Source organism: Mesorhizobium sp. B2-4-2 (assembly GCF_006442845.1).
Lineage (GTDB): Bacteria > Pseudomonadota > Alphaproteobacteria > Rhizobiales > Rhizobiaceae > Mesorhizobium.
The window spans coordinates 39,843-61,338 of sequence record NZ_VFVM01000006.1; the positions used below are offsets into that span (position 1 = coordinate 39,843).

Genomic DNA, 21,496 nt, shown 5'->3' on the forward strand with positions numbered 1-21,496 from the left:
TTGGCGGGTTGTAACCGATAGCGCCGGCGACCGGAACCCTCAGTCTGTCTGGGGCCAGCGGCCGGGCGTCTCGATCACGAACGCCCGGCCATTTCTTTTACCGTTTGCGCAGATCCGCTTGCGCCAGGTTGAGCGCCTTGCCGATACGCTCGCAGGCCATATCGATCGTGTCGCGGGTCCAGATCAGCGGCGGTGACAGGATCATTGTGTCGCCGGTGGCGCGCAGCATCATGCCGTTGGCGATCGCATGGTCGCGCACGGTCACCGCGGCACTTCCAGCCGGCAGGAACCGCTCCTTGGTCGCCTTGTCTTTGACGATCTCGATCGCACCCATCAGCCCGATCGAACGCACCTCGCCGACCAGCTCGTGCCCGGCGATGCGCTCTTGCAGCGCCTTGGCGAAATAGGGCCCGGTGTCGCTCCTGACGCGGTCGACCAGACCCTCCCGCTCCATGATCTCCAGGTTCTTCAGCGCCACGGCGCAAGCCACGGGGTGGCCGGAATAGGTATAACCGTGATTGAACTCGCCGCCCTTCTCGATCAGCGTCGAGGCAATGCGATCGCCGACCAGCAGCGCCGACAGCGGCTGGTAGCCCGACGTCAGCGCCTTGGCGGTGGTGATGGTGTCGGCCTGGATGCCAAGCGTCTGCGCGGCAAACCATTCGCCCGTGCGGCCATAGCCGGTGATGACCTCGTCCAGCATCAGCAGCACATCGTATTTGCGGCAGATGCGCTGTACCTCGGGCCAATAGCTTGCCGGCGGTATCTTCACGCCGCCAGCTCCCATCACCGGCTCGCCAATGAAGGCGGCGACCTTGTCGGCGCCGGCTTCGAGGATGGCGTCCTCGACCGCCTTTGCCGCGCGCAGGCCGAAATCATGATCGCTCTCGCCCGGCAGCGACAGCTCATAGGCGTACGGCGTCATCACATGGACGATGTTGGGCACCTCTCCGTTGAGCTGCTTGTGCATGGCGTCCATGCCGCCGAGCGACGTGCCGGCGATGGTCGAGCCGTGATAGGCCATCTTGCGCGAGATGACGCGGTTCTTCTGCGGCTTGCCTTCGAGCACCCAATAGTGGCGCACGAGCCTGAGCGCAGTGTCGTTGGCTTCCGAGCCGGACGAGCCATAGAACACCTGGTTGACATTCTTCGGCGCGATCTCCGCCAGCTTCTTCGACAGAAGCACAGGCGTCGGCGTCGAGCATTTAAAGAAGGAATTGTAGTAAGGCAGCTCCCTCATCTGCGCATAGGCAGCCTCGGCGAGCTCGTCGCGGCCATAGCCGATATTGACGCACCACAGCCCCGCCATGCCGTCGAGCAGTTCCGTCCCTTCGGAATCGTAGATGAAGGGACCGTTGGCGTGGGTGATGATGCGCGATCCGGCCTCGCGCAATTCCCTATGGTCGGTGAACGGATGCAGATGATGCGCGGCGTCGATCTGCTGAAGCTGCTTCAGCGAATAATTTTGATAGGTCATGGATCTGATCTTCCTCTGGAACCAATCCGGCTGCGCCGGGGCGGATTCTTCAGAGGATAGCGGGTGGCGAATAGCCTATGCGGGCGCAAAGCCGCAAAAGCTCGGCGCGCAACGTGCGCAGCGACGGCGTCACCGCGCCCCCAAATGCCCGAACCCCGAAAAGGCCGGCCAATGTCACCACGGGAGCCATGAAGGCACCTTAGAGCAAAGAAGGTTCGAGGTGAACCACCCTTCGCTCCGGTCCGAAGGCTTTCGGTTCAGCCCTTCCCGCCTAGCGTCCTCTGCAGGAAAACGTACTTCATCGCGGCCTGTGCCGCCTGCGGCCGGCGGTCGCCGCGGCCGCCATGGCCGCCCTCGGTCTCTTCGAAGAAGAGCGTCCCGGCGTGGCCGGCCTCCTGCAGGCGGGCGGCCATCTTGCGCGCATGGCCGGGATGCACCCGGTCGTCGGCGGTCGAGGTGGTGAGCAGCACCGGCGGATAGGCACCGGCCTCGACATGCTGGTAAGGCGAGTAGGCGGCCAGCCAGGTCGCATCTTCCGGCTTCGACGGATCGCCATATTCGGCCATCCACGACGCGCCGGGCGGCAATTCGGTGTAGCGCAGCATGTCGAGCAGCGGCACCTCGATGATCACGGCGCCGAACAGCTCCGGATGCTGCGTCAACGAGACGCCCGTCAGCAGGCCGCCATTCGAGCCGCCCTGGATGCCGAGCGAGGCGGCTGTCGCAATGCCGCGCCTGACGACATCCTGCGCGACCGCCGCGAAATCGTCGAAAGCGTTCTGCCGGTTGCCCTTGAGCGCTGCCTGGTGCCAGGCCGGGCCGAACTCGCCCCCGCCGCGGATGCAGGCCTGCACATAGGCATTGCCCTTCTCCAGCCACAGCCTGCCGCGCACGCCGGCATAGCCAGGCAGCAAAGGCACTTCGAAGCCGCCATAGCCGTAGAGCAGCGTCGGCACCGGGCCCTTCTGGTCACGCCGCCTGACGACGAAATAGGGAATCATCGTGCCGTCCTTCGAGCGCGCCTCGAACTGTTCCGAGACGAGCTGCGAAGCATCGAATCGCGACGGCTGCGACTTCACTGTGGCGAGCGTCTCGCCATTGTCGTCGGACCAGATGATCGAGCTCGGCGTCAGGAAATCGGTGAAAGAGAAGGAGACGCTGGCGCCGAAATGTTCGGCATGGCTGATGCCTACCGTGCCGTTTTCCGGCAATGCGACCGGTTTCAGCGACCAGGCGCCTTCCCTGCGTTCGCAGGCCACAACCTTGCCGCGCACATCGTCCATCAGACTGATGAACAGGTGGTCCTGCGTCCTGGCGAGAGCGGCGATGGACACGCGATGCGCCGGCGCGAGCAAGGTCTCGATGGCGCCGAAACTGCCGGTCTCGATCCAATGAGCGAAATCGAACGAATAGAGCCCGTCCGGCCGGCAGGCCGTTCCATCCGGCGCCGTCCAAGGCGTACGCACGCCAAACACCATCTGGTCCTTGAAGAGCGCCGTGTCGGTAACGTCGTCAGGCAACGGAATGCGTCTGTTTTCACCTGACGGGAGACGCAGGAAACTGTGCGATGCAAAGAAGTTGAGCGTCCGCGTTAGAAACAAATGCCGCTTCTCGCCATCGAACTCCAGGCCGGCGCCGACGGCGAGGTCTTCCTTCTGCGCTTCGAAGATCGGCGTCGCGTCTTCAAGGTCCGTGCCGCGCGTCCACAATTTGACGACGCGCGGGTAGCCGGATTCGGTCTTGTCGGCCTCTTCGAAGGCTGCCGAGACGATCACCGTATCCTTGTCGAGCCAGCCGAAGCCGGACTTGGAAGCGGGCGCGCGAAAACCGTCCTCGACGAACGATTTGGCGGCGATGTCGAATTCGCGCATCTCGCTGGCGTCGCCGCCATCAGGCGACATCGAAACCAGGCAGCGGTTGAAATCGGGGTAGAGCCGGTTGGCGCCGCCGAACACCCACTTCACTCCCTCCTTCGCCGCGAGCTGGTCGAAGTCGATGATGGTTTCCCAGTCCGGTCTGTCGGTCTTGTAGGAAGCCACCGTCGTGCGGCGCCACAGGCCCAACACATTGGTCTTGTCCTGCCAGAAATTATACACATAGCCGTTGAGCGCGGAGCCGACGGCGATGTTGTCCTCGGCGGTCATCAGATCGAGCGCGGTTTCGAACGACGCCTGGTAGGACGGATCGCCCTGCAATTGCCCCACCGTGACTTCGTTCTGGCGATGTACCCAGTCGAGCGCCTCCTTGCTCGTCCTTTCCTCCAGCCAAAGAAAGGGATCATCGGTCGCCAAGCCAGGCTTTGTCGTCGAAATGGTCATGGGGGTCTCCGGGAAATCGGGGGGCGGCCCTGCCTACATCGCGTCAAAGGGCGCCGGATTCAAGGTGTTGAAGCCGCGTCATCGCGGCAGATCGCTTCAGGCCGTCACACGATCCGCCGCCGGATGACGGTCGCAGCCGCCAGCGCCAGGCAGATCGCGCCGAGCGTCACCGGCAGGCCGCTCGCGCCGATCCCGTCCATCACGCCGCCCGCAAGCGGCGGGACGAGGATGCCGCCGACGCCCCACATCAGGGAGAAAGCGGCATTGCCGGCAATTAGCGCCGAGCCGCTGAAACGCTCGCCGAGTTCGATGATCGCCATCGTATAAATGCCGTAGGACACCGCGCCCCAGACGAAGATCATCGGCCAAACCAGCGGCGTTTCGATCAACAGCGGCAGCAGCAGACAGCCGAGCAGCGTCAGCACCAGGCAGATGAACCGCACCAGGCGCGCCGTCAGCCGCTCGGCCAGCAGGCCGAGCGGCACCTGCATGGCGATGTTGCCGGCGATCATCGTCGACAACAGCGCCGACATGCGGTTCTCGGCGATGCCATAATGCGTGCCGTAGACGGGCAGCAGCGCCAGCACCGCCTGCTCGAAGCCGGCAGCCACGATTACTGCCGACAAAAGCAGCCAGGCGAGCGGCATGAAGCCCATCACCGAAAGCCGATGCCCGGCTTCGTCGACCTTAGGCAGGCGCCCGACCACCAGGGCGAGGCACCCGCCGCAGAAGATGAAAGCGGAAATGCCGACCAGGAATGGCGGCCAGCCCTCCGTACCGACGGCCAGCAGGCAAAGCGGCCCGGCGGCGAAGCCGGCCGAGATGATCGTGGAATAGACGCCCATGATGCGGCCGCGCCGGGCCGGCGGCGCCAGCGCGATCACCCAGATTTCGCTTAAGACATAGAGCGGATTGGTCACCGCGCCGATCAGGAACCGCAGCGGAAACCAGAGATAGACGTTCTGTGTCCAGCCGATCAGCGCCAGCACGACCGCCGAAAGCGCCGCGCAGGTCAGCGCCGTGCGCCCTGCCCCGAACCGCCGCGCCAGTGACGGGATGAGCGGCGACGAGACGATGAAGCCAATCGGCGTCATCGCCGCCGACAGGCCGATCATGACAGGCGAAACGCCCTGCCGCTGCAGGATGAAGCTCAAGAGCGGATAGGACAGTCCCTGCGCGATGGCGAACACCGACACGGTTGCGATCACACCGGTGATCGCTGCCCACTGCATCGTATCGTCGCGCTTCGGTTCCACCCGGTCCATGATCCACATCGCCTCTCGGCTGCAGGCTTAGCGTTTCGACCCGACAGCCGTAAGCCCCAAAGCCCGAACCCACGCTTGTTCCGGCCAAACCCTGTCAGGAGCCTCTGCGGCTGGCCGATCTGTAGAGCACGAAGGCGACCAGCAGCGCGTCCAGGCCGACGATCACCGCCGGCAATCCCAAAGGCCCGATCGCCTGCATCAGCAGACCGGCGCTGGGCGGACCGACAATGCCGCCAACGCCCCACAACAAGGCGAAAGCGGCGTTGCCGGTGACCAGCAGCGAGCCCTTGAAGCGGCTGCCGAGTTCCACCAACGCCATCGTGTAGACGCCATAGCCGACCGCTCCCATCACCAGCAGCACCGCCCAGATCAGCGGCGTCGTGATCAGCAGCGGCAGCAGAAGCGCGCAAACGGTGGTCGCCACCGCACAGGCCAGGATCATGGGGCGGCCGCCGAAGCGTTCGGCGAGCAGGCCGAGCGGGATCTGCAGCAGGATATTGCCCAAGGATAACGCCATCACCAGAGCGGCGAGCACGGCTTCCGGCAAGCCATAGCCGGCGCCGAAGACCGGAACCAGCGCATAGGTGCTTTGCTGGACCGCTGCCGAGACCAGCACCGCCAGCAGCAGCGCCGGCGCCAGCCGGGCAAAACCGATAAAGCTGCCGGCTGGCTGGCCGTCATCCTCGAAACCGGTGAGCTTTGAGGAGACAAGGCGCAGAATAACGGCGCAGAGCACGAAACCGCCAATGCCGACGCTGAAGGGAGCCCAGCCCGACGTGCCGACCAGGGTCAAGGTGAAAGGCCCGGCCGCGTAGCCGGCCCCCATCAGCGTGTTGAACACGCCCATCACCCGGCCGCGCCGCGCCGGCGGCGCCAGCGACAGCGCCCACACCTCGCCGAGGATATAGAGCGGGTTGATGACCACGCCGATGAGGAAACGGAGGAGGAACCACGCCACCCAGTCCTGCAGATAGCCGATGCCCAGGAAGCACAGCGCACCGATCAGCGAGCAGCCGACGGCGAGCGTGCGGGCGCCGACCAGCCGCACGGCGGCGGGCACGAACGAGGCAGACAGGATCAAGCCAACCGGCATCATCGCCGCCGACAGGCCGATCAGGCCCGGCGACATGCCTTGCTTCTGCATCAGCAGCGTGAACAGCGGCGAGCTCAGCCCTTGCGCGGCGCCGAACATCGCCAGCGCTGCGGTGACGCCGGCGAGCGCTGCCCACTGCGTTGCCGCTTCGCCTTGGCTCGAGCCGGTCGCGACCATGCTGCCGTTCCCTGAGTGAATCGCCGACCTGCGGATCGGCAAGCCATCAGCTACCGGTTCGATCCCGGGAAAGGAAGGGCCGGACAGCGAAATCCGCCTGCGCCAACGGCCGGCGCCGTGCACCGGAAGGCTCGCGTCAAAAGCCGTCAGCACCTGCCGGCAGCACTATGGAAAATACCGTGCGATCGCGCCTTTCCTGCCTTGCGCGTAAGGCTTCAGCCACTTGTCGTCGATGGAGAGCCCATCGTCATCCGAAGGGCCTTTGCCGATGGTCCTGCGCCAGGCGCGGAACTTGTAGTGGTCGAACACGTCCAGCATATGCACGACATAGGCCGCGGCGAAGGTCTTGTCGCCTTCGACGATCACCATGTTCTCGTCATTCTCGTAGGAAGCCTTATAACCGAGATTGTGGCTGCCGGTGACGACCGTTGCGTTGTCCTCCATCGGATCGATGATGACGATCTTGTCGTGCACGATGGCATGGCCGACGGTCAGCACCTCCGCCTGGAAATCGCGGGCGATCGTGGCGCCGGTCAGGTTCGCCGCCCGCACGATGGAAACGTTCGGCGCCTCCCAGACCTTCTCCGGATAGACGAAGGGCGACTTGCCGTCCCTGTTTGATTTATGGGTGACCGGATCCTTGGTCGGCGCGACATAGTTGGGCATGGCGGTCTCATCGCTGATTGCCCCTTGCACGATCAGCTTCGGATCGGCCCTTGCCGCCGCCACCGCCTGGTCGACGATCGAATTGTCGCCGAGCCGCGAAGGATTGAACACCAGGAACAGCACGGCGCGCTTGGCTGCCTTGATGCGGGCGAAGAGGTCCTCGAGATCGACCGGCCGCACCGAGATGTCCTTCTTGTTGCGCTCGGGATCATTGGGCGAGAACCACACCGTCATGCCGTCCAGCGCCGCCGTGGCGCCGCTGAGCGGGTTTGGCCTGTGGTTCTCCCTGCGAAACGGCACGCCTTGCGTCTGCGCGACATGGCCGGCGGCGCTTTCCGTGGCCGGCGGCGGGAACAGGTCGGCCTTCATGCGCTGCCAGTAGGCGTCGAATATCTCGGCCATCGCCGGGTCGTCGCGGATGAAGGCGTTGTTGGATTGCCCGCAAATGCCCGTCGAGGTCCAGTTGGTGCTGCCCGTCATCACCGATTGCGGCTTGCCCTGGGCATCGCGATAGACGGCGAACTTGTTGTGGCCGATATGGTTGTTGTTGAACAGGCGATCCGTCACCGCGACGCCTGCGTCGTGCAGCCGCTTCCTGTAAGGCGCGTTGCCAGCGTCCCAGGCCTTCGTCTGGTCATCCCTGCCCGAGTTGGAAAGAATGACCTCCACGACATCCTTGGCGGCAATGATTGCGTCGCACAGTTCGTCGTCGCCAAGCTCGTAGAGCGCAAGCCTGACCGTGCCGCCCTCGGCCTTGGCCCGCTTCAGCAGGCTGGTCAGCACATCAGGCACGTCGCCATGCAGGTAGGCGCGTATCTTGCTGGTCGGGTCCTGCAGCACAGCCCTGATCTTGTCGCGCTGCCCGACCTTGATGCCGGCCTCGGCCAGCGCGCGCGACATCCATTGCGTCGACAGCACGCCATTGGTGAAGGCGACGCGCGCCTTGCCGAACATCTGGCCGAGGAAGATCGGCGGACTGACCGCGCCCCGGCCGAGATAGCCCAGCGGCCGCGCTGGGCCGGTATAGGCCTTTTCGGGGCGCACCGGCACGGGATCGAGCCCCGCCTTCATGTCGCCGACTGGACGCACCCGGTAGGCGATCATTTCGCCATCTGGCCTGACATCGAGGCTGTCGCGGCGCCGCCGGACAGTGAGATCGCGCCAGAATGTCTTCTGCACCGGCCAGACGCCGGTATCCTGGGGGATCCAATCCTTGTTGCGCTGTCCCTTGAAGGGCACCCAGGACGCCAGGCAACGCTCCTCGCCGGTGTCGGGATAGAGGCGGACGATCTCGAAGCCCAGGCAGCCCGGGATCATCCCGTCGAGGTCCCAGGAGAGGAACGCGACTTCGTTGTTGGTGGCGGCACGCACTTTGACGACGTCAGGCATGGCTCTCCCTCCGGAGATATTCGACGCACAAGTTTATCAGAAGCAAAAGACGATACTGCAACGAATGGCGCCCCCTTATCCGCGGGCCCGCCTCGGGACCACGCAGCTGCCGTTCCGGCATGTCGCTTCCCTCGCTCTAGTGGTCGCCGCCTCCGCAATGGCCGGACAGCCGCCGGTCCATTATGCCGCCCACTTTCGCATCGTACGAGGCCCCTCATGACCGCCGCCCTTCAACCCGCCGAACCGGCATTGGCAACCGATCGTGCCCGCCGCGGCGGCCGCGCCGGAAAACGCGCAGGCGGCTCGGCCGCGTTCGAGCAGCCGCCGTTCCGCCAGCTGAAAATCCCGCTCCAGCCGACCAAGCTGGTTTCCGACGACGAGCTGGAATCGATCCACCTGGCCTCGCTGCGGGTGCTGAAGGAGATCGGTGTCGACGTCCTGCATGACGAAGCCCGCCGCATCATGAAGGAACACGGCGCCGACGTGCGCGAAGGCAGCGAGCGCGTGCGCTTCGACAGCGACATGATCCTCGATCTGGTGTCGCACTGCCCACCTGAATTCACTATCCATGCCCGCAACCCCGCGCACAATGTGCGCTTCGGCGGCGACAACCTGATCATCTCGATGATGGCCTCGGCGCCCAATTGCTCGGACATCGATCGTGGCCGCCGGCCCGGCAACCAGCAGGACTATCGCAATTTCCTGCGCCTGGCGCAGATGCACAACATACTGAACTGCACGGGCGGCTATCCGGTCGAGCCGATCGACATCCACCCCTCCGTCCGGCACCTCGAATGCATCCGCGACCTCGCCACGCTGACCGACAAGGTGTTCCACATCTATTCGCTCGGCAAGGAACGAAATGTCGACGGCATCGAGATCACCCGTATCGCGCGCGGCATCAGCCACGAGCAGTTGCTCGAAGAACCGTCCGTCTTCACCATCATCAACACCAATTCGCCGCTGAAACTCGACGTGCCGATGATGGAAGGCATCATCCAGATGTCGAGCAAGGGCCAGGTCGTCATCGTCACGCCGTTCACCCTGTCGGGCGCCATGGCGCCGGTGACCATTGCCGGCGCGCTGGTGCAGCAGAACGCCGAGGCGTTGTCCGGCATCGCGTTTGCCCAGATGGTCAGGAAGGGCGCGCCGGTCGGTTATGGCGGCTTCACCTCCAACGTCGACATGAAGTCCGGTGCGCCCGCCTTCGGCACGCCCGAATACATGAAGGCGCAGCTCGTCGGCGGCCAGCTCGCCCGCCGCTATAACATCCCCTACCGCACCTCCAACACCTGCGCGGCCAACACGGTCGACGCACAGGCCGCCTATGAAAGCGTGTTCTCGCTGTGGGGCGCCATCCAGGGCGGCGGCAATCTGATGATGCACGCCGCCGGCTGGCTCGAAGGCGGCCTGCGCTGCTCCTACGAGAAGACCATCCTCGACATCGACCTGTTGCAGATGGTGGCGGAATTCTTGACCCCGCTCGACCTGTCCGAACAGGCGCTTGGCTTCGACGCCATCCAGTCGGTCGGCCCCGGCGGCCACTTCTTCGGCACACAGCACACGCAGGATCGCTACAAGACGGCCTTCTACTCGCCGATCCTGTCCGACTGGCGCAATTTCGAGACCTGGGCCGAAGCCGGCTCGCCGACGGCGCTCGAAAAGGCCAACAAGGTGTGGAAGGAGCGGCTGGCCTCCTATGACGAGCCCTACATGGACCCGGCGATCCGCGAAGAACTCAACGCCTTCGTCCAGAAGCGCCGCGCCGAAGGCGGCGCCCCGACCGATTTTTGATCGTCTGCGTTGTCGATGAACTGATCACGCGTATGGATTCGATGAACGGTCGACCCCCACTCCGTCGAGCTGCGCTCGACACCTCTCCCCCGATCGACGGGGAAGAGGAAGGGCGCGGGCTTGGCCAGGCTGGCTCCCTTCCTCTCCCTCCGGAGGGGGGAGAGGTGGCTCGGCGAAGCCGAGACGGAGTGGGGGAAGCCGCTCGTGAAACCCGCAGTCGCCGCAAGATGGGCACCACTCAACGCGCGCGAAAGCTGAGGCAAGGCAACAATCAAGCCGAAGCACTGCTTTGGCTCGAACCAAAAGCCCGCAGACTTGGTCGCTACAAGTTCACACGCCAGTTCTCTATCGGACCATACTACGCCGACTTCTGTTGCCGCGAAAAATGGCTGGTCGTCGAGCTCGACGACTCACAGCACGCCGACAGTCCCTATGACCGCCGCCGCGACGATTTCATGCGCGCCCAAGGCTATTCGATCCTGCGCCTCTGGAGCTATGACGTCCTGAAACATTGTACTCCCGTTTGTGAAACCGTCCTTGCCGCGCTCGACGGCAGGCTGACCGAAAACATCGCTGCATCCGACCTCCGCTTTGTTTTCACACCGCACTCACCCGATTCAATCTCTTCAAAAACGGACCTATCTTCATGAAATCCCATGTAAAAGCGGTTGTCATCGGCGGCGGCGTCGTCGGCTGCTCGGTGCTCTATCACCTGGCAAAGGCCGGCTGGACAGACATCATGCTGATCGAGCGCTCGGAGCTCACCTCCGGCTCGTCCTGGCACGCGGCGGGCGGCTTCCATACGCTCAACGGCGATCCCAACGTCGCCAAGCTGCAGGCCTACACCGTGCAGCTCTATAAGGAGATCGAGGAGCTTTCCGGCCAGTCCTGTTCGCTGCACCTGACCGGCGGCGTGATGATGGCCGATTCGCCCGAGCGCATGGACTTCCTGCGGCTTGCCCACGCCAAGGGTCGCTACCTCGGCATGGATACCGAGCTGATCACGCCATCCGAGGCCAAGGCGATGTTCCCGCTGATGGACGAGACGAATTTCGTCGGCGCCATGTGGGATCCGGTCGAAGGCCATCTGGATCCGTCCGGCACCACGATTGCGTACTCGAAAGCGGCGAAGAAACTCGGCGCCGAGATCGTGCTGCGCAACCGCGTCGTCGAACTGACGCAGCAGGTCGACGGCACCTGGAACGTCATCACCGAACAAGGCACGGTTCACGCCGAGCATGTCGTCAACTGCGGCGGCCTGTGGGCGCGCGAGATCGGCCGCATGGTCGGCCTCGAGCTGCCGGTGCTCGCCATGGAGCATATGTATCTCTTGACCGAGCCCATGCCGGAGGTCGAGGAATTCAACAAATCGACCGGCCGCGAGATGATCGGCGTGATGGATTTCAAGGGCGAGATCTACACCCGCCAGGAGCGCAACGGCATCCTGCTCGGCACTTACGAAAAGGCGTGCAAGCCATGGTCGCCGGTCAACACGCCCTGGGATTTCGGCCACGAGCTGTTGCAACCCGACCTCGACCGCATCGCGCCGTCGCTGGAGGTCGGCTTCAAGCATTTCCCCGGCATCGAGAAGGCCGGCATCAAGCAGATCATCAACGGTCCCTTCACTTTCGCATTGGATGGCAATCCGCTGGTCGGCCCGGTGCAGGGCCTGACCAACTTCTGGTGCGCCTGCGCCGTCATGGCCGGCTTCAGCCAGGGCGGCGGTGTCGGCCTGGCGCTGTCCAACTGGATGGTGCATGGCGATCCCGGCTTCGACGTCTGGGGCATGGACGTCGCCCGCTTCGGCGAATGGGCCAGCCTGCGCTACACCAACGCCAAGGTGCGCGAGAACTATTCGCGCCGGTTCTCGATCCGCTTCCCCAACGAGGAACTGCCGGCAGCGCGCCCGGCGCAGACGACGCCGCTTTATGACACCATGCTCGCCAACAACGCCGTCATGGGCGACTCCTGGGGCCTTGAAACGCCGCTGTGGTTCGCGCCGAAGGGCAAGGAGCCGAAGGATATCGTGTCCTTCCACCGCTCCAACGATTTTGGGCCGATCGGCGAGGAAGTGCGCGCCACGCGCGAGCGCGTCGGCGTCACCGAAATCGCCAACTTCGCCAAATACGAAGTCTCCGGACCGGGGGCGGAGGATTTCCTCAACCGGCTGATGACCAACCGCATGCCGAAGGCCGGCCGCATCGTGCTGACCCCGATGATCAACGAATTCGGCAAGCTGATCGGCGACTTCACAATCGCCAAGGCCGCGGAAGACCGCTTCATGATCTGGGGCTCGTCGGCCGCGCAGAAATATCACATGCGCTGGTTCGAAAAGCACCTGCCGAAGGATGGTCCAAGCGCGTCAGAGGTGCGCATCCACCGCTTCGACCAGACGCTTGTCGGCCTGTCGATTGCCGGACCGAAGTCGCGGGATCTCCTGCAGAAGCTGGTCGATGTCGACATCTCGACCAAGGCCTTCCGCTTCATGGATTTCCGCGAAATGGCGGTCGGCGGCGCGCCCTGCATGGTCAACCGCATCACCTATACCGGCGACCTCGGCTACGAGATCTGGATGGCGCCGGCCTATCAGCGCTTGGTTTACAAGGCGATCAGGGACGCAGGCGAAGAATTCGGCCTGGTCGATTTCGGCATGCGCGCCCTGCTCTCCATGCGCCTGGAAAAGAACTTCCCGACCTGGTTCCGCGAATTGCGCCCGATCTACGGACCGTTCGAAGGCTCGATGGACCGCTTCATCAAGCTGGAGAAGAACGACTTTATCGGCCGCGACGCGGCCGCCAGGGAACGGGCCGAAGGACCGAAGCTGCGCCGCGTGTCCTTTATCGTCGAGGCGGCCGACGCCGACGTGATGGGTGACGAGCCGATCTGGGCCAAGGTCGGCAAGGACTACGGTACGGTGGAAAAGCCGCATGGCTTTGGCGCGCCGCGCTTCGATGCGGCCGGCAAGGAAGTGCGGGGCTCCAAGGCGGCACAAGGCGCATCCGCCGTACGCGGCATCGTTGACGGCGACTGGCGCGTGGTCGGTTGGGTCACCTCCGGCGGCTATGCCCACTACGTCCAGAAGTCGATGGCGCAGGGCTACGTGCCGGCGGCGCTGGCCCAGGATGAAAGCGCCGGCCTGTTCGAGATCGAGATTCTCGGCCATCGCCGTCCGGCCCGCATCAATGTCGAGGCGCCGTTCGACCCGAGCGGCGAGAAGATGCGGAGCTGAGGTTTCGCCATGGACAGCGCGGCGCCAAAGGGGAGCTTCGGCCGCCACCGCAAGATCATGCCGTTTGTGCCGGGCTCGATCGAGGCGCTGCGCGAGGCCTCCCGCCGGAAGGCGGCTGATCTCAACCAGCATGTGCTGGGCTACGGCGCGACAGCCGAAGCGGAATGGGCGGCGGCAGGCATTGCCGCCCCCGACCTGGCCGAAATGCGCAAATATCGGCTGGAGCGCATCCGCACGGAGCTGAGGCGCCGGGGCTACGCCGGCGCGCTGCTCTACGATCCCGTCAACATCCGCTATGCGGCCGATTCCACGAACATGCAGCTTTGGGTGGCGCACAACCCGACACGGCATTGTTTCGTCGCCACCGAAGGGCCGGTGGTGCTGTTCGACTATTTCTCCTGCGAACATCTGTCGGACCATTCCGGCGTCGTCGACGAGGTTCGCCCCGCCGTCTCGTGGATGTATCTCTACAGCGGCGAGCTCACCGAGCAGAAAGTCCGCCGCTGGGCGGCCGGGATCGCCGATCTGGTGCGGGAACATGGCGGCTGCAACAGCCGCATCGCGGTCGACCACATCAATCCGGAAGGCGTCGAGGAACTTGCGCGCCGCGGCATTTCCATCGGCAATGGCGAAGCGGTGATGGAGAATGCCCGGCTGATGAAATCGCCGGACGAGATCCTTGCCATGCGCCGCGCCATCGTCGCCTGCGAGGCGGCAATGGGCGAGATGGAACAGGCGCTGAAGCCCGGCATCTCTGAGAATGAATTATGGGCCGAACTGCACCGCGGCAACATTGCCCGCGGCGGCGAATGGATCGAGACGCGGCTGTTGGCATCCGGCCCGCGCACCAACCCCTGGTTCCAGGAATGCTCCTCGCGCCTCATCGAGGCGGGCGATCTCGTCGCCTTCGACACCGACCTGATCGGCCCCTACGGCTTCTGCGCCGACCTGTCGCGCACTTGGCTGTGCGGGGATGTGAAGCCAACCGACGAACAGCGCGATCTTTTCCGCATCGCCGCCGACCAGATCGCGCACAACACCGAATTGATACAGCCGGGCACCGCCTTCCGCGACCTTGTCGACCGCTCGGCGGTGCCGCCCGGCGACTGTTTCCCGACCCGCTATGGTGTGCTCTACCATGGCGTCGGGCTGGCCGACGAATACCCCACCTTGCCGCATGCCGACGACTGGACATCGGACACGCCCGACGGCGTGATCGAGCCAGGCATGGTGCTGTGCGTGGAGAGCTATATCGGCAGGCTCGGCGGGCGCGAGGGTGTCAAGATCGAAGAACAGATCCTGGTCACTGGCACCGGCAACGAAAAGCTTTCAACCTATCCGCTGGATGCGAGGCTGCTCGACTAAGCCGGCAAGGGCCTCGCGCATCGCGGCAACCGTTTTTTCCGGCGTCGTTTTCGCGGTGATGAAGGGCAGGCCCTTGCGCAGGCCCGTCCAGCCGACGACCTTCACTTGCCGGGCGGCCCGCTCGAAGCGCTGCGCCAGCGCCCAGCTCTCGCAGTCGATCGCCGCGACATCGGCCCTGCCCTCGGCCACGGCGACGATCGAAGCGCGATGTCCGCCGCTTTCGCTGCGCGAGGAAAACACATCAAGGCTTTCGCCCAACGCCTCCAGGTCGCGCGTCGGCGCGATGATACCGGACATGGAATCGAGGCTGTTGAAGGTGAAGCGCTTGCCCCGGATCAGATCGAGCGGGATGACGGGCCTGCCATTGCCAGGCGCAGGCACCGACGCCTTGCCGTCCGCCCGCATCACCAGCGCGCTCGAATAAAGCTCGCCCTGGCCGCCTTCGTAGACGTCATAGCTCGGCTGGCCGACAACCTGCACATGGCCGGCTAGGCCAAGCTCCATCGGCCCCCAGCAAGTCTGCGCGAACAGCAGTGCGGGATGCAGCCAGAGCTGGTGAAAATCGAGCGCGTCCGGCGGCAATGTCGCGGGGTCGGGCGCGATCAGAACGCCGGTGCCACTATGAATGCCGCCCGGCACCGGCGGCAGATCGCCGTTGCGGCGAATGACGGTCTCCGGCGCATCGATTATCCCCCCTTGACGGAAGGCATCGCGCAGCAGTGCCCATTGGTCGTCGACCTCGCGGCGCACTTCCGGCCAGTCATACATCGGCAGCGCTGCAACGAATTCGCTCATGCCGGGATCTGACCATTAAATCTGGAGAGAGGTTCACAAAAACGCGGCGTCGGATTTGAGTTAGCCGACACCGTCCGTCGTGTCGCGGGCTTCATTCCTTGGGCGGCTCGGCCGGGACTGGCGCGGTGCCGAGCCCGCTGATGCTCCGCGCCCTGACGCGCGGCTTGAACGCCCTGCCCGGCTCCGGCTGGCGCCGCAACACCGGATGCACGATCGGCTCCTTGGCCTTGAAAGCATAGGACCTGATCAGCGCGAAATAGCTGGGATAGGCATAGCCATTGTTCATCCGCAGCCATTCCTCGCGACGCTCGCGAAACAGCTGAGGCAGCCGGTACCAGGCCACCGTCGGGGTCTTGTGGTGGACGAAGTGCAAATTGTTGTTGAGGAACAGGAACGACAGCGGCGAGCGCTCGATGATCACCGTGCGGCCTTCGGGATGCTCGGACCATTGATGCTCGGCAAAGGTGCGGATCGCGATCAGCGACTGGCCGAGCCACACCGGGAGAATATAGAGCCAAAGCGGAATGCCAAAGCCGAACTGCACGATCGGCGCCACGACGGCGAGGCCGATCGCATGCAGCAGCCAGGCTTTGCGGATGGCCTTGTCGCCGGCCATCATATGTTTGGCGTCGTCGATGAAGAAGCCGATGCAGGACAGCCAGGGACCGAGAAAGAACCGGCCGGCCATGGTGTTGTTGATCCTGAGCAGGAATTTCATTGCTCGCGGCAGGTCGTCATGCTGCCAAAGCGCCTGGTAGTAGCTTTCCGGATCGTCGAGCGGATCGGTCAGGCGCTCGTCGGCATGATGGCGCAGATGAAGCGTCTTGAAGCGGCGGAACGGCCAGACCAGACCGATCGGCAGGAAGACGAAAGCCTCGTTGATCAGGGCATTGCGCGTCGGATGGCCGTGCAGCACTTCGTGCATGATCGACGACTGAAGTGCCAGGATGAAACCGAGGAGAGTGAGCGCGAAGATCGGATAGGACGGCCAGAGCAGAAGGCCGGTGGCGAGCCATGCTCCGTAACAGAAGAAAGCGAGGGCTACGGTTGGCCACTCGATGGCCGGTGTATTGCGTCGCCTGATGCTCTTGCCAGTCATGCTATCGACCACTGCCCCTCAGTCGCCGGAACCCCAGTGGCTCCTGACAGCATAGTGTCAGGAGAAACGATTCCACTCAACGAGACAAAGTGTACAAACTGTTGCGATTGCGCATTTTCAACCGCACATGTTACAGATTGTAAACAGGCCTAGGGATTCATTTACGCCTGGAGCGCCTCGTCAGGACGTCTCGGCGAAAATTTTTCCTCATGATTCGGAGACTTGGAAGATGGACAAACGAGATCTGTCAGCAATCTTTCGGGAGCGTCTCAAGTTGCTCCTGACAAGGTCCGACCTCAACCAGTCCGCCTTCGCCACCGCCGTCGGCATCGATCGGTCGGCGCTGTCGCAGCTGATGTCGGGCGCGTCGACGCGCTTGCCGCGGGCCGAAACGCTGCTCAACATCGCGGCCGAGTTCAAAGTGTCGCTGGATTGGCTGCTCGGCCTCAGCCAGGACGAGGGCGTCACCGGTGAAATCCGCGAAAGCCTGGAGATCGAGGAAGCCCCCGACGGTTTCGACCGCACGCTTCTGGCCAGATGGTTCGCCGAGGCCGCGGGCACCAAGATCCGCTATGTGCCGGCCGGCATCCCCGATCTTCTGCGGACCCACGCGCTGGTCGACTATGAGGCAAACATCACCAACAGGAGCAGGCTCGCACAGGCCAGCGAGACCCAATACCGCATCGAATACAACCGGCGCCCGGAGACCGACATGGAAGTCTGCATGCCGCGTCACACGCTGGAGATTTTTGCACGCGGCCTCGGCGTCTGGGACCGCTTTCCGGAGGCCGACCGTCGGCAGCAACTCGCCCATATGGCGACGCTGCTTGATGATCTCTATCCAACTTTCCGGCTGTTTCTCTACGACGGCCGCATGCGCTATTCGATCCCGCTCACCATTTTCGGACCTTACCGCGCCGCCATCTATGTCGGCGACATGTACGTCGTGCTGAACGCCACCCAGCCGGTCCAGGCATTGACCCGGCATTTCGACAATCTGATCCGGGCCGCCGACGTCAACCCGCATGAGGCAGCAAGCTTCGCGCGCAATCTGGCTGGCATGTCGTTCCCATCAGGTTCCGCATGACAGCGCGCACCCGTAACCGCGCCCTTTAACTGCGACTCCGCCGTCGCTATTTTATTGACCGGACATAAAGATTTCTTTATATCCTTATTCGAATTCAGAATGTGAAAGCCAATCCGATGACGACGACCAACCCGATCGACGCGCTGCTGGCGCAAAAAGGCGTGCTTTTGGCTGACGGCGCCACCGGCACCAATTTGTTCGCAATGGGTCTGGAGGCTGGCGAGGCGCCGGAGTTGCTGAACGAGACCGCGCCCGACACCATCACCAGCCTGCACCAGAATTTCGTCGACGCCGGCGCCGACATCATCCTGACCAATTCCTTCGGCGGCACCCGTCACCGGCTGAAGCTGCATCATGCCCAGGACCGCGTGCACGCCCTGAACAAGCGCGCCGCCGAGATCGCCCGCGCCGTTGCCGACAAGGCCGGCCGCAAGGTGATCGTCGCCGGCTCGGTTGGTCCGACCGGTGAGTTGCTGGTGCCGCTTGGCGCCATGACCTATGACGAGGCGGTCGACGCCTTCGCCGAGCAGATCGAAGGCCTCAAGGAAGGCGGCGCCGAGGTCGCCTGGATCGAGACCATGTCGGCGCCCGACGAGATCCGTGCCGCCGCCCAGGCGGCGATCCGCGTCGGCCTGCCCTACACCTATACCGGGTCCTTCGACACAGCCGGCCGCACCATGATGGGCCTGCTGCCGAAGGACATACACGGCGTGGCCGACGGCTTGTCGCAAGCCCCGCTCGGCGTCGGTGCCAATTGCGGGGTTGGCGCTTCCGACATCCTCGCCTCGCTGCTCGACATGACGCAGGCGAAGCCGGAGGCAACCGTGATCGTCAAGGGCAATTGCGGCATCCCCGAATTCCGCGGCACCGAAATCCACTATTCGGGCACGCCCGAATTGATGGCCGACTATGTGCGCCTTGCCGTCGACGGCGGCGCGAAAATCATCGGCGGCTGCTGCGGTACCTCGTTCCAGCACCTGGCCGCCATGCGCAAGGCGCTCGACGCCCACAGCAAGGCGGATCGTCCGACCGTCGAGACGATCGTCGAGCGCATCGGTCCGATGCGCAACAAGGTGGCCACGGCGAACACCGCCGAGACCAGCGAGGCCCGCCGCGAGCGTCGCCGCAGCCGGGCCTGAAGCCACCGCTTTCTAATTATTCGCTGTTGTCGGCGTAGCTCGACTGCGCCGATTTGAGATCGACGACATTGTCGCCGCGCATCGTCATCAGCGCTCCGGATGAAACCGGATCGGTGATCTGCTCCAGCATAATGCGGAAACGGTCGTTGGTCAGAGCCGACATGGCGGTGTGGCGCGCCTGCGCGACATCGTCGCCGATGCGCCTGGATTCGGCTGATTGGGCGGCCGCCGAAGCGTCCCGTGCCGGCGGTGTCGAGTTGGCGGTAGTCCTGATCTGCAATTCCGGCTCCCTCAGCCCCACACACCTATCCGGCGTAACAAGAGGAAATTGCGATCCGGTACCGGAAATGCCGCGCAATTTAACGATCGCAAATTCCGAAAAAAACGGGCCGGCAGGGAATGCCCCCTCGCCGGCCTCGCCTCACCCGCCCGTGGCCGGTTTTCCCATCAGAACGACCCCATCTGGAAGAAACCGACCGTCATCAACATCAGCGGTTGCCGCTCAGCGCCGAGGCAAGGCGCACAAGCGAGAGGAACTCGGACCTGTACCCAAACGGGTCGGCTCCCCGGGCGGCTGTGGCGATCTCCAAGATCTTGTCGTAGCCGAACTTCGCCGTTGCATCCTCCTCGCGCAGCTTCTGGCCGAACGCCGCGACGGCGACGGAGAAACGCTGGTCGGCGCCGGCCTGGTCGAAGGATGCCACCTCGTTGGCTGACGTCACCGGCGTGGTGATCAGCTTCGAGACGTCCTCGTTGGGCAGCTTGTAGCGTATCTTGACGAAGGCGTATTCGTCCGCATTGGCGACGCCACCATTGTTCACCGCGGCTTGGCCATAGCGCAGCGGGTCGATCCGTTCGCCGCCGCTGCCCTTGGGCGTGATCTCGTAGATCGCGGTGACCGAATGGCCCGAACCGATGTCGCCGGCATCGACGCGGTCATTGTTGAAATCCTCGCGGTTCAAGGCGCGGGTCTCATAGCCGATCAGCCTGTACTCCGAGACCTTCTGCGGATTGAACTCGACCTGGATCTTCACGTCCTTGGCGATGGGGAACAGCGTCGAGGAGGCATCCTCGACCAGCACCTTCTCGGCCTCGGCCAGGGTGTCGATATAGGCGGCGGTGCCATTGCCGTTCTGGGCGATGGTCTGCATCATCTCGTCGTTGAGATTGCCGCGGCCGAAGCCGAACACCGACAAGAAGACGCCGCTCTTGCGCTCTTGTTCGATCAGGCGCTTGAGATCGTCCTCGTCGCTCTGGCCGACATTGAAGTCGCCGTCGGTGGCGAGCATCACGCGGTTGACCCCGTCCTTGATGAAGGACTGCTCGGCCAACTTGTAGGCCTCCTTGATGCCCGCCTCGCCGGCCGTCGAGCCACCCGGCTGCAAATTGTCGATGGCGTTGAGGATCTTGTCCTTCTCGGCAACCTTTGTCGGCATCAGCACCGTGCCGGCATCGCCGGCATAGGTGACGATCGAGATGGTGTCGTCGGCCTTCAGCTTGCTGACCAGCAGCCGGAATGCCGACTTGAGCAGCGGCAATTTATCCGGTTCGTCCATCGAGCCCGAGACGTCGATCAGGAACACCAGATTGGCCTTGGGCTGCTCGGCCGGCTTGACGTCGAAACCCTTGATGGCGACATGCATCAGCTTGCTGTGCGCGTTCCACGGCGTCGGCATGACGCTGACGGTCGAATTGAACGGCGTCGACGCCGCATCCGGCCCCTTCCAGTCATAGGGGAAGTAGTTGATCATCTCCTCGACCCGCACCGTGTCGGCCTGCGGCAGGAAGCCCTCCTTCAGCGAACGGCGCACGAAGGAATAGGAGGCGGTGTCGACGTCGATCGAAAAGGTCGAGACCGGGTCCTCGAGTGCCGAATGTACCGGATTGGTCTTGAAATCCTGGACGCGATCGCGGTTTTCCTCCTGTGGTGCGATCTGGTCCGCCGGCGCCATGGCGGGCTGCTGCGGTGCTATCATTTTGGACATGCGTGCGGCTCGCGACGTGCTGGGCGCGGCAGTGCTATCCAGGGCGAACTCGCCCGTTGGCGCAGGTGGCGCAGGTTCCGCCGGCGCAACCTGTTCCTGCGCATTCTGCGGCGCCAGGCCTCCAGCAACGGCCGATTCGGATTTGCTCGGCGCCGCCAAGGCCTCCGTTTCGTCGCGGCTTTCCGCGTCGGTCTTCTTGTCTTTCTCAGGCGCGCTCGTTGCGAGCGGTTTGTCGATCGCCTGATCGCCCGCCGCTTGTTTGGCCAGCGGCTTCACGGTGGCGGGCTTGTCGGCCAGCGTCTCGGTGATCTTTTCGTCGCCGCCGAAAGTGGACGGCTGTTCCCTCAGCATATGGAAAGTGGCGTATCCGGCGATCGGCAGCGCGACGAGCCCGGCAATGGCCGGCGTGGCAATGAGTTTCTTTTGCATGATTTCGCTCCAGAGCTTTTGTGCTCGCTCTGTGAGACGAAGGCCGCCGGCCGATCCTTGGCTCACGGTAGAAATATTTTCCCCATCATAGGCGCGCAAGGCCGCCTCGAAGGCGCGCGCCTTCGCGCTCGCGCCGGGTGCCGGTGCTGCGATGTCGCGCAGCCTTCTAAGGTCCTTGTCGTCGACCAT

The 21,496-nt window shown here is 64.0% G+C and carries 16 protein-coding genes; 6 read left to right on the top strand and 10 right to left on the bottom strand.

The genetic code is table 11. The features are described from left to right. Window positions 1-97: 97 nt before the first annotated feature. The 6 genes from FJ942_RS15230 to FJ942_RS15255 form a co-directional block, all read right to left on the bottom strand. Window positions 98-1,477 (bottom strand): aspartate aminotransferase family protein, encoded by a 1,380-nt coding sequence (locus FJ942_RS15230; protein WP_140898099.1) that lies wholly within the window; start codon window positions 1,475-1,477, stop codon window positions 98-100. 49 nt (window positions 1,478-1,526) lie between these two features. Next, the gene (locus tag FJ942_RS15235; protein ID WP_140495676.1) at window positions 1,527-1,667 is read right to left on the bottom strand and encodes a capsid protein; all 141 of its coding nucleotides are present in this window, start codon (window positions 1,665-1,667) and stop codon (window positions 1,527-1,529) included. 67 nt (window positions 1,668-1,734) lie between these two features. Further along, a complete protein-coding gene (locus tag FJ942_RS15240; protein ID WP_140898101.1) occupies window positions 1,735-3,795 on the bottom strand; it encodes a prolyl oligopeptidase family protein in 2,061 nt (686 codons plus the stop codon). Between the two features lie 104 nt (window positions 3,796-3,899). Beyond that, window positions 3,900-5,060, bottom strand: coding sequence for an MFS transporter (locus FJ942_RS15245; protein ID WP_140555058.1), 1,161 nt, complete (start codon window positions 5,058-5,060; stop codon window positions 3,900-3,902). Window positions 5,061-5,154: 94 nt separating this feature from the next. Next, window positions 5,155-6,330 (bottom strand): MFS transporter, encoded by a 1,176-nt coding sequence (locus FJ942_RS15250; RefSeq protein WP_140656558.1) that lies wholly within the window; start codon window positions 6,328-6,330, stop codon window positions 5,155-5,157. A 165-nt stretch (window positions 6,331-6,495) separates the two neighbouring features. Continuing rightward, on the bottom strand, window positions 6,496-8,385 hold the full coding sequence (locus FJ942_RS15255) for a phospholipase D-like domain-containing protein (protein WP_140656561.1): 1,890 nt from the start codon (window positions 8,383-8,385) through the stop codon (window positions 6,496-6,498). A 216-nt stretch (window positions 8,386-8,601) separates the two neighbouring features. Between FJ942_RS15255 and FJ942_RS15260 the strand changes: the two genes are divergently transcribed. The 4 genes from FJ942_RS15260 to FJ942_RS15275 all read left to right on the top strand — a co-directional run bounded on the left by FJ942_RS15260 (window position 8,602) and on the right by FJ942_RS15275 (window position 14,773). Then, on the top strand, window positions 8,602-10,179 hold the full coding sequence (locus FJ942_RS15260; RefSeq protein WP_140521093.1) for a trimethylamine methyltransferase family protein: 1,578 nt from the start codon (window positions 8,602-8,604) through the stop codon (window positions 10,177-10,179). A 164-nt stretch (window positions 10,180-10,343) separates the two neighbouring features. Continuing rightward, entirely contained in the window at window positions 10,344-10,829 is a 486-nt protein-coding gene (locus FJ942_RS15265; protein ID WP_140817456.1) for a DUF559 domain-containing protein, read from the top strand. Next, window positions 10,826-13,408: an FAD-dependent oxidoreductase gene (locus FJ942_RS15270; RefSeq protein WP_140728947.1), complete on the top strand. Its 2,583-nt coding sequence runs from the start codon at window positions 10,826-10,828 to the stop codon at window positions 13,406-13,408. The genes FJ942_RS15265 and FJ942_RS15270 overlap by 4 nt, the downstream gene beginning before the upstream one ends. Before the next feature lie 9 nt (window positions 13,409-13,417). After that, window positions 13,418-14,773: a Xaa-Pro peptidase family protein gene (locus tag FJ942_RS15275; RefSeq protein WP_140648806.1), complete on the top strand. Its 1,356-nt coding sequence runs from the start codon at window positions 13,418-13,420 to the stop codon at window positions 14,771-14,773. Here the strand turns inward: FJ942_RS15275 and FJ942_RS15280 are convergent. Together FJ942_RS15280 and FJ942_RS15285 are read right to left on the bottom strand one after the other, a co-directional pair. Further along, on the bottom strand, window positions 14,738-15,568 hold the full coding sequence (locus FJ942_RS15280) for a PhnD/SsuA/transferrin family substrate-binding protein (protein ID WP_140648804.1): 831 nt from the start codon (window positions 15,566-15,568) through the stop codon (window positions 14,738-14,740). The two genes, FJ942_RS15275 and FJ942_RS15280, sit on opposite strands and share 36 nt — an antisense overlap. 91 nt (window positions 15,569-15,659) lie before the next feature. Further along, window positions 15,660-16,667, bottom strand: a complete 1,008-nt coding sequence (locus FJ942_RS15285) for a fatty acid desaturase (RefSeq protein ID WP_140648802.1) — start codon at window positions 16,665-16,667, stop codon at window positions 15,660-15,662. Between the two features lie 229 nt (window positions 16,668-16,896). On the opposite strand from FJ942_RS15285, the gene FJ942_RS15290 reads away from it, so the two are divergent. Continuing rightward, window positions 16,897-17,754, top strand: a complete 858-nt coding sequence (locus tag FJ942_RS15290; protein WP_140521099.1) for a helix-turn-helix transcriptional regulator — start codon at window positions 16,897-16,899, stop codon at window positions 17,752-17,754. A gap of 116 nt (window positions 17,755-17,870) precedes the next feature. Further along, entirely contained in the window at window positions 17,871-18,893 is a 1,023-nt protein-coding gene (bmt, locus tag FJ942_RS15295) for a betaine--homocysteine S-methyltransferase (protein ID WP_181169917.1), read from the top strand. A 16-nt stretch (window positions 18,894-18,909) separates the two neighbouring features. Here the strand turns inward: bmt and FJ942_RS28540 are convergent, their stop codons facing one another. Continuing rightward, window positions 18,910-19,173: a hypothetical protein gene (locus FJ942_RS28540; protein ID WP_181169919.1), complete on the bottom strand. Its 264-nt coding sequence runs from the start codon at window positions 19,171-19,173 to the stop codon at window positions 18,910-18,912. Window positions 19,174-19,381: 208 nt separating this feature from the next. Continuing rightward, on the bottom strand, window positions 19,382-21,496 hold the full coding sequence (locus FJ942_RS15305; protein ID WP_140898105.1) for a VWA domain-containing protein: 2,115 nt from the start codon (window positions 21,494-21,496) through the stop codon (window positions 19,382-19,384).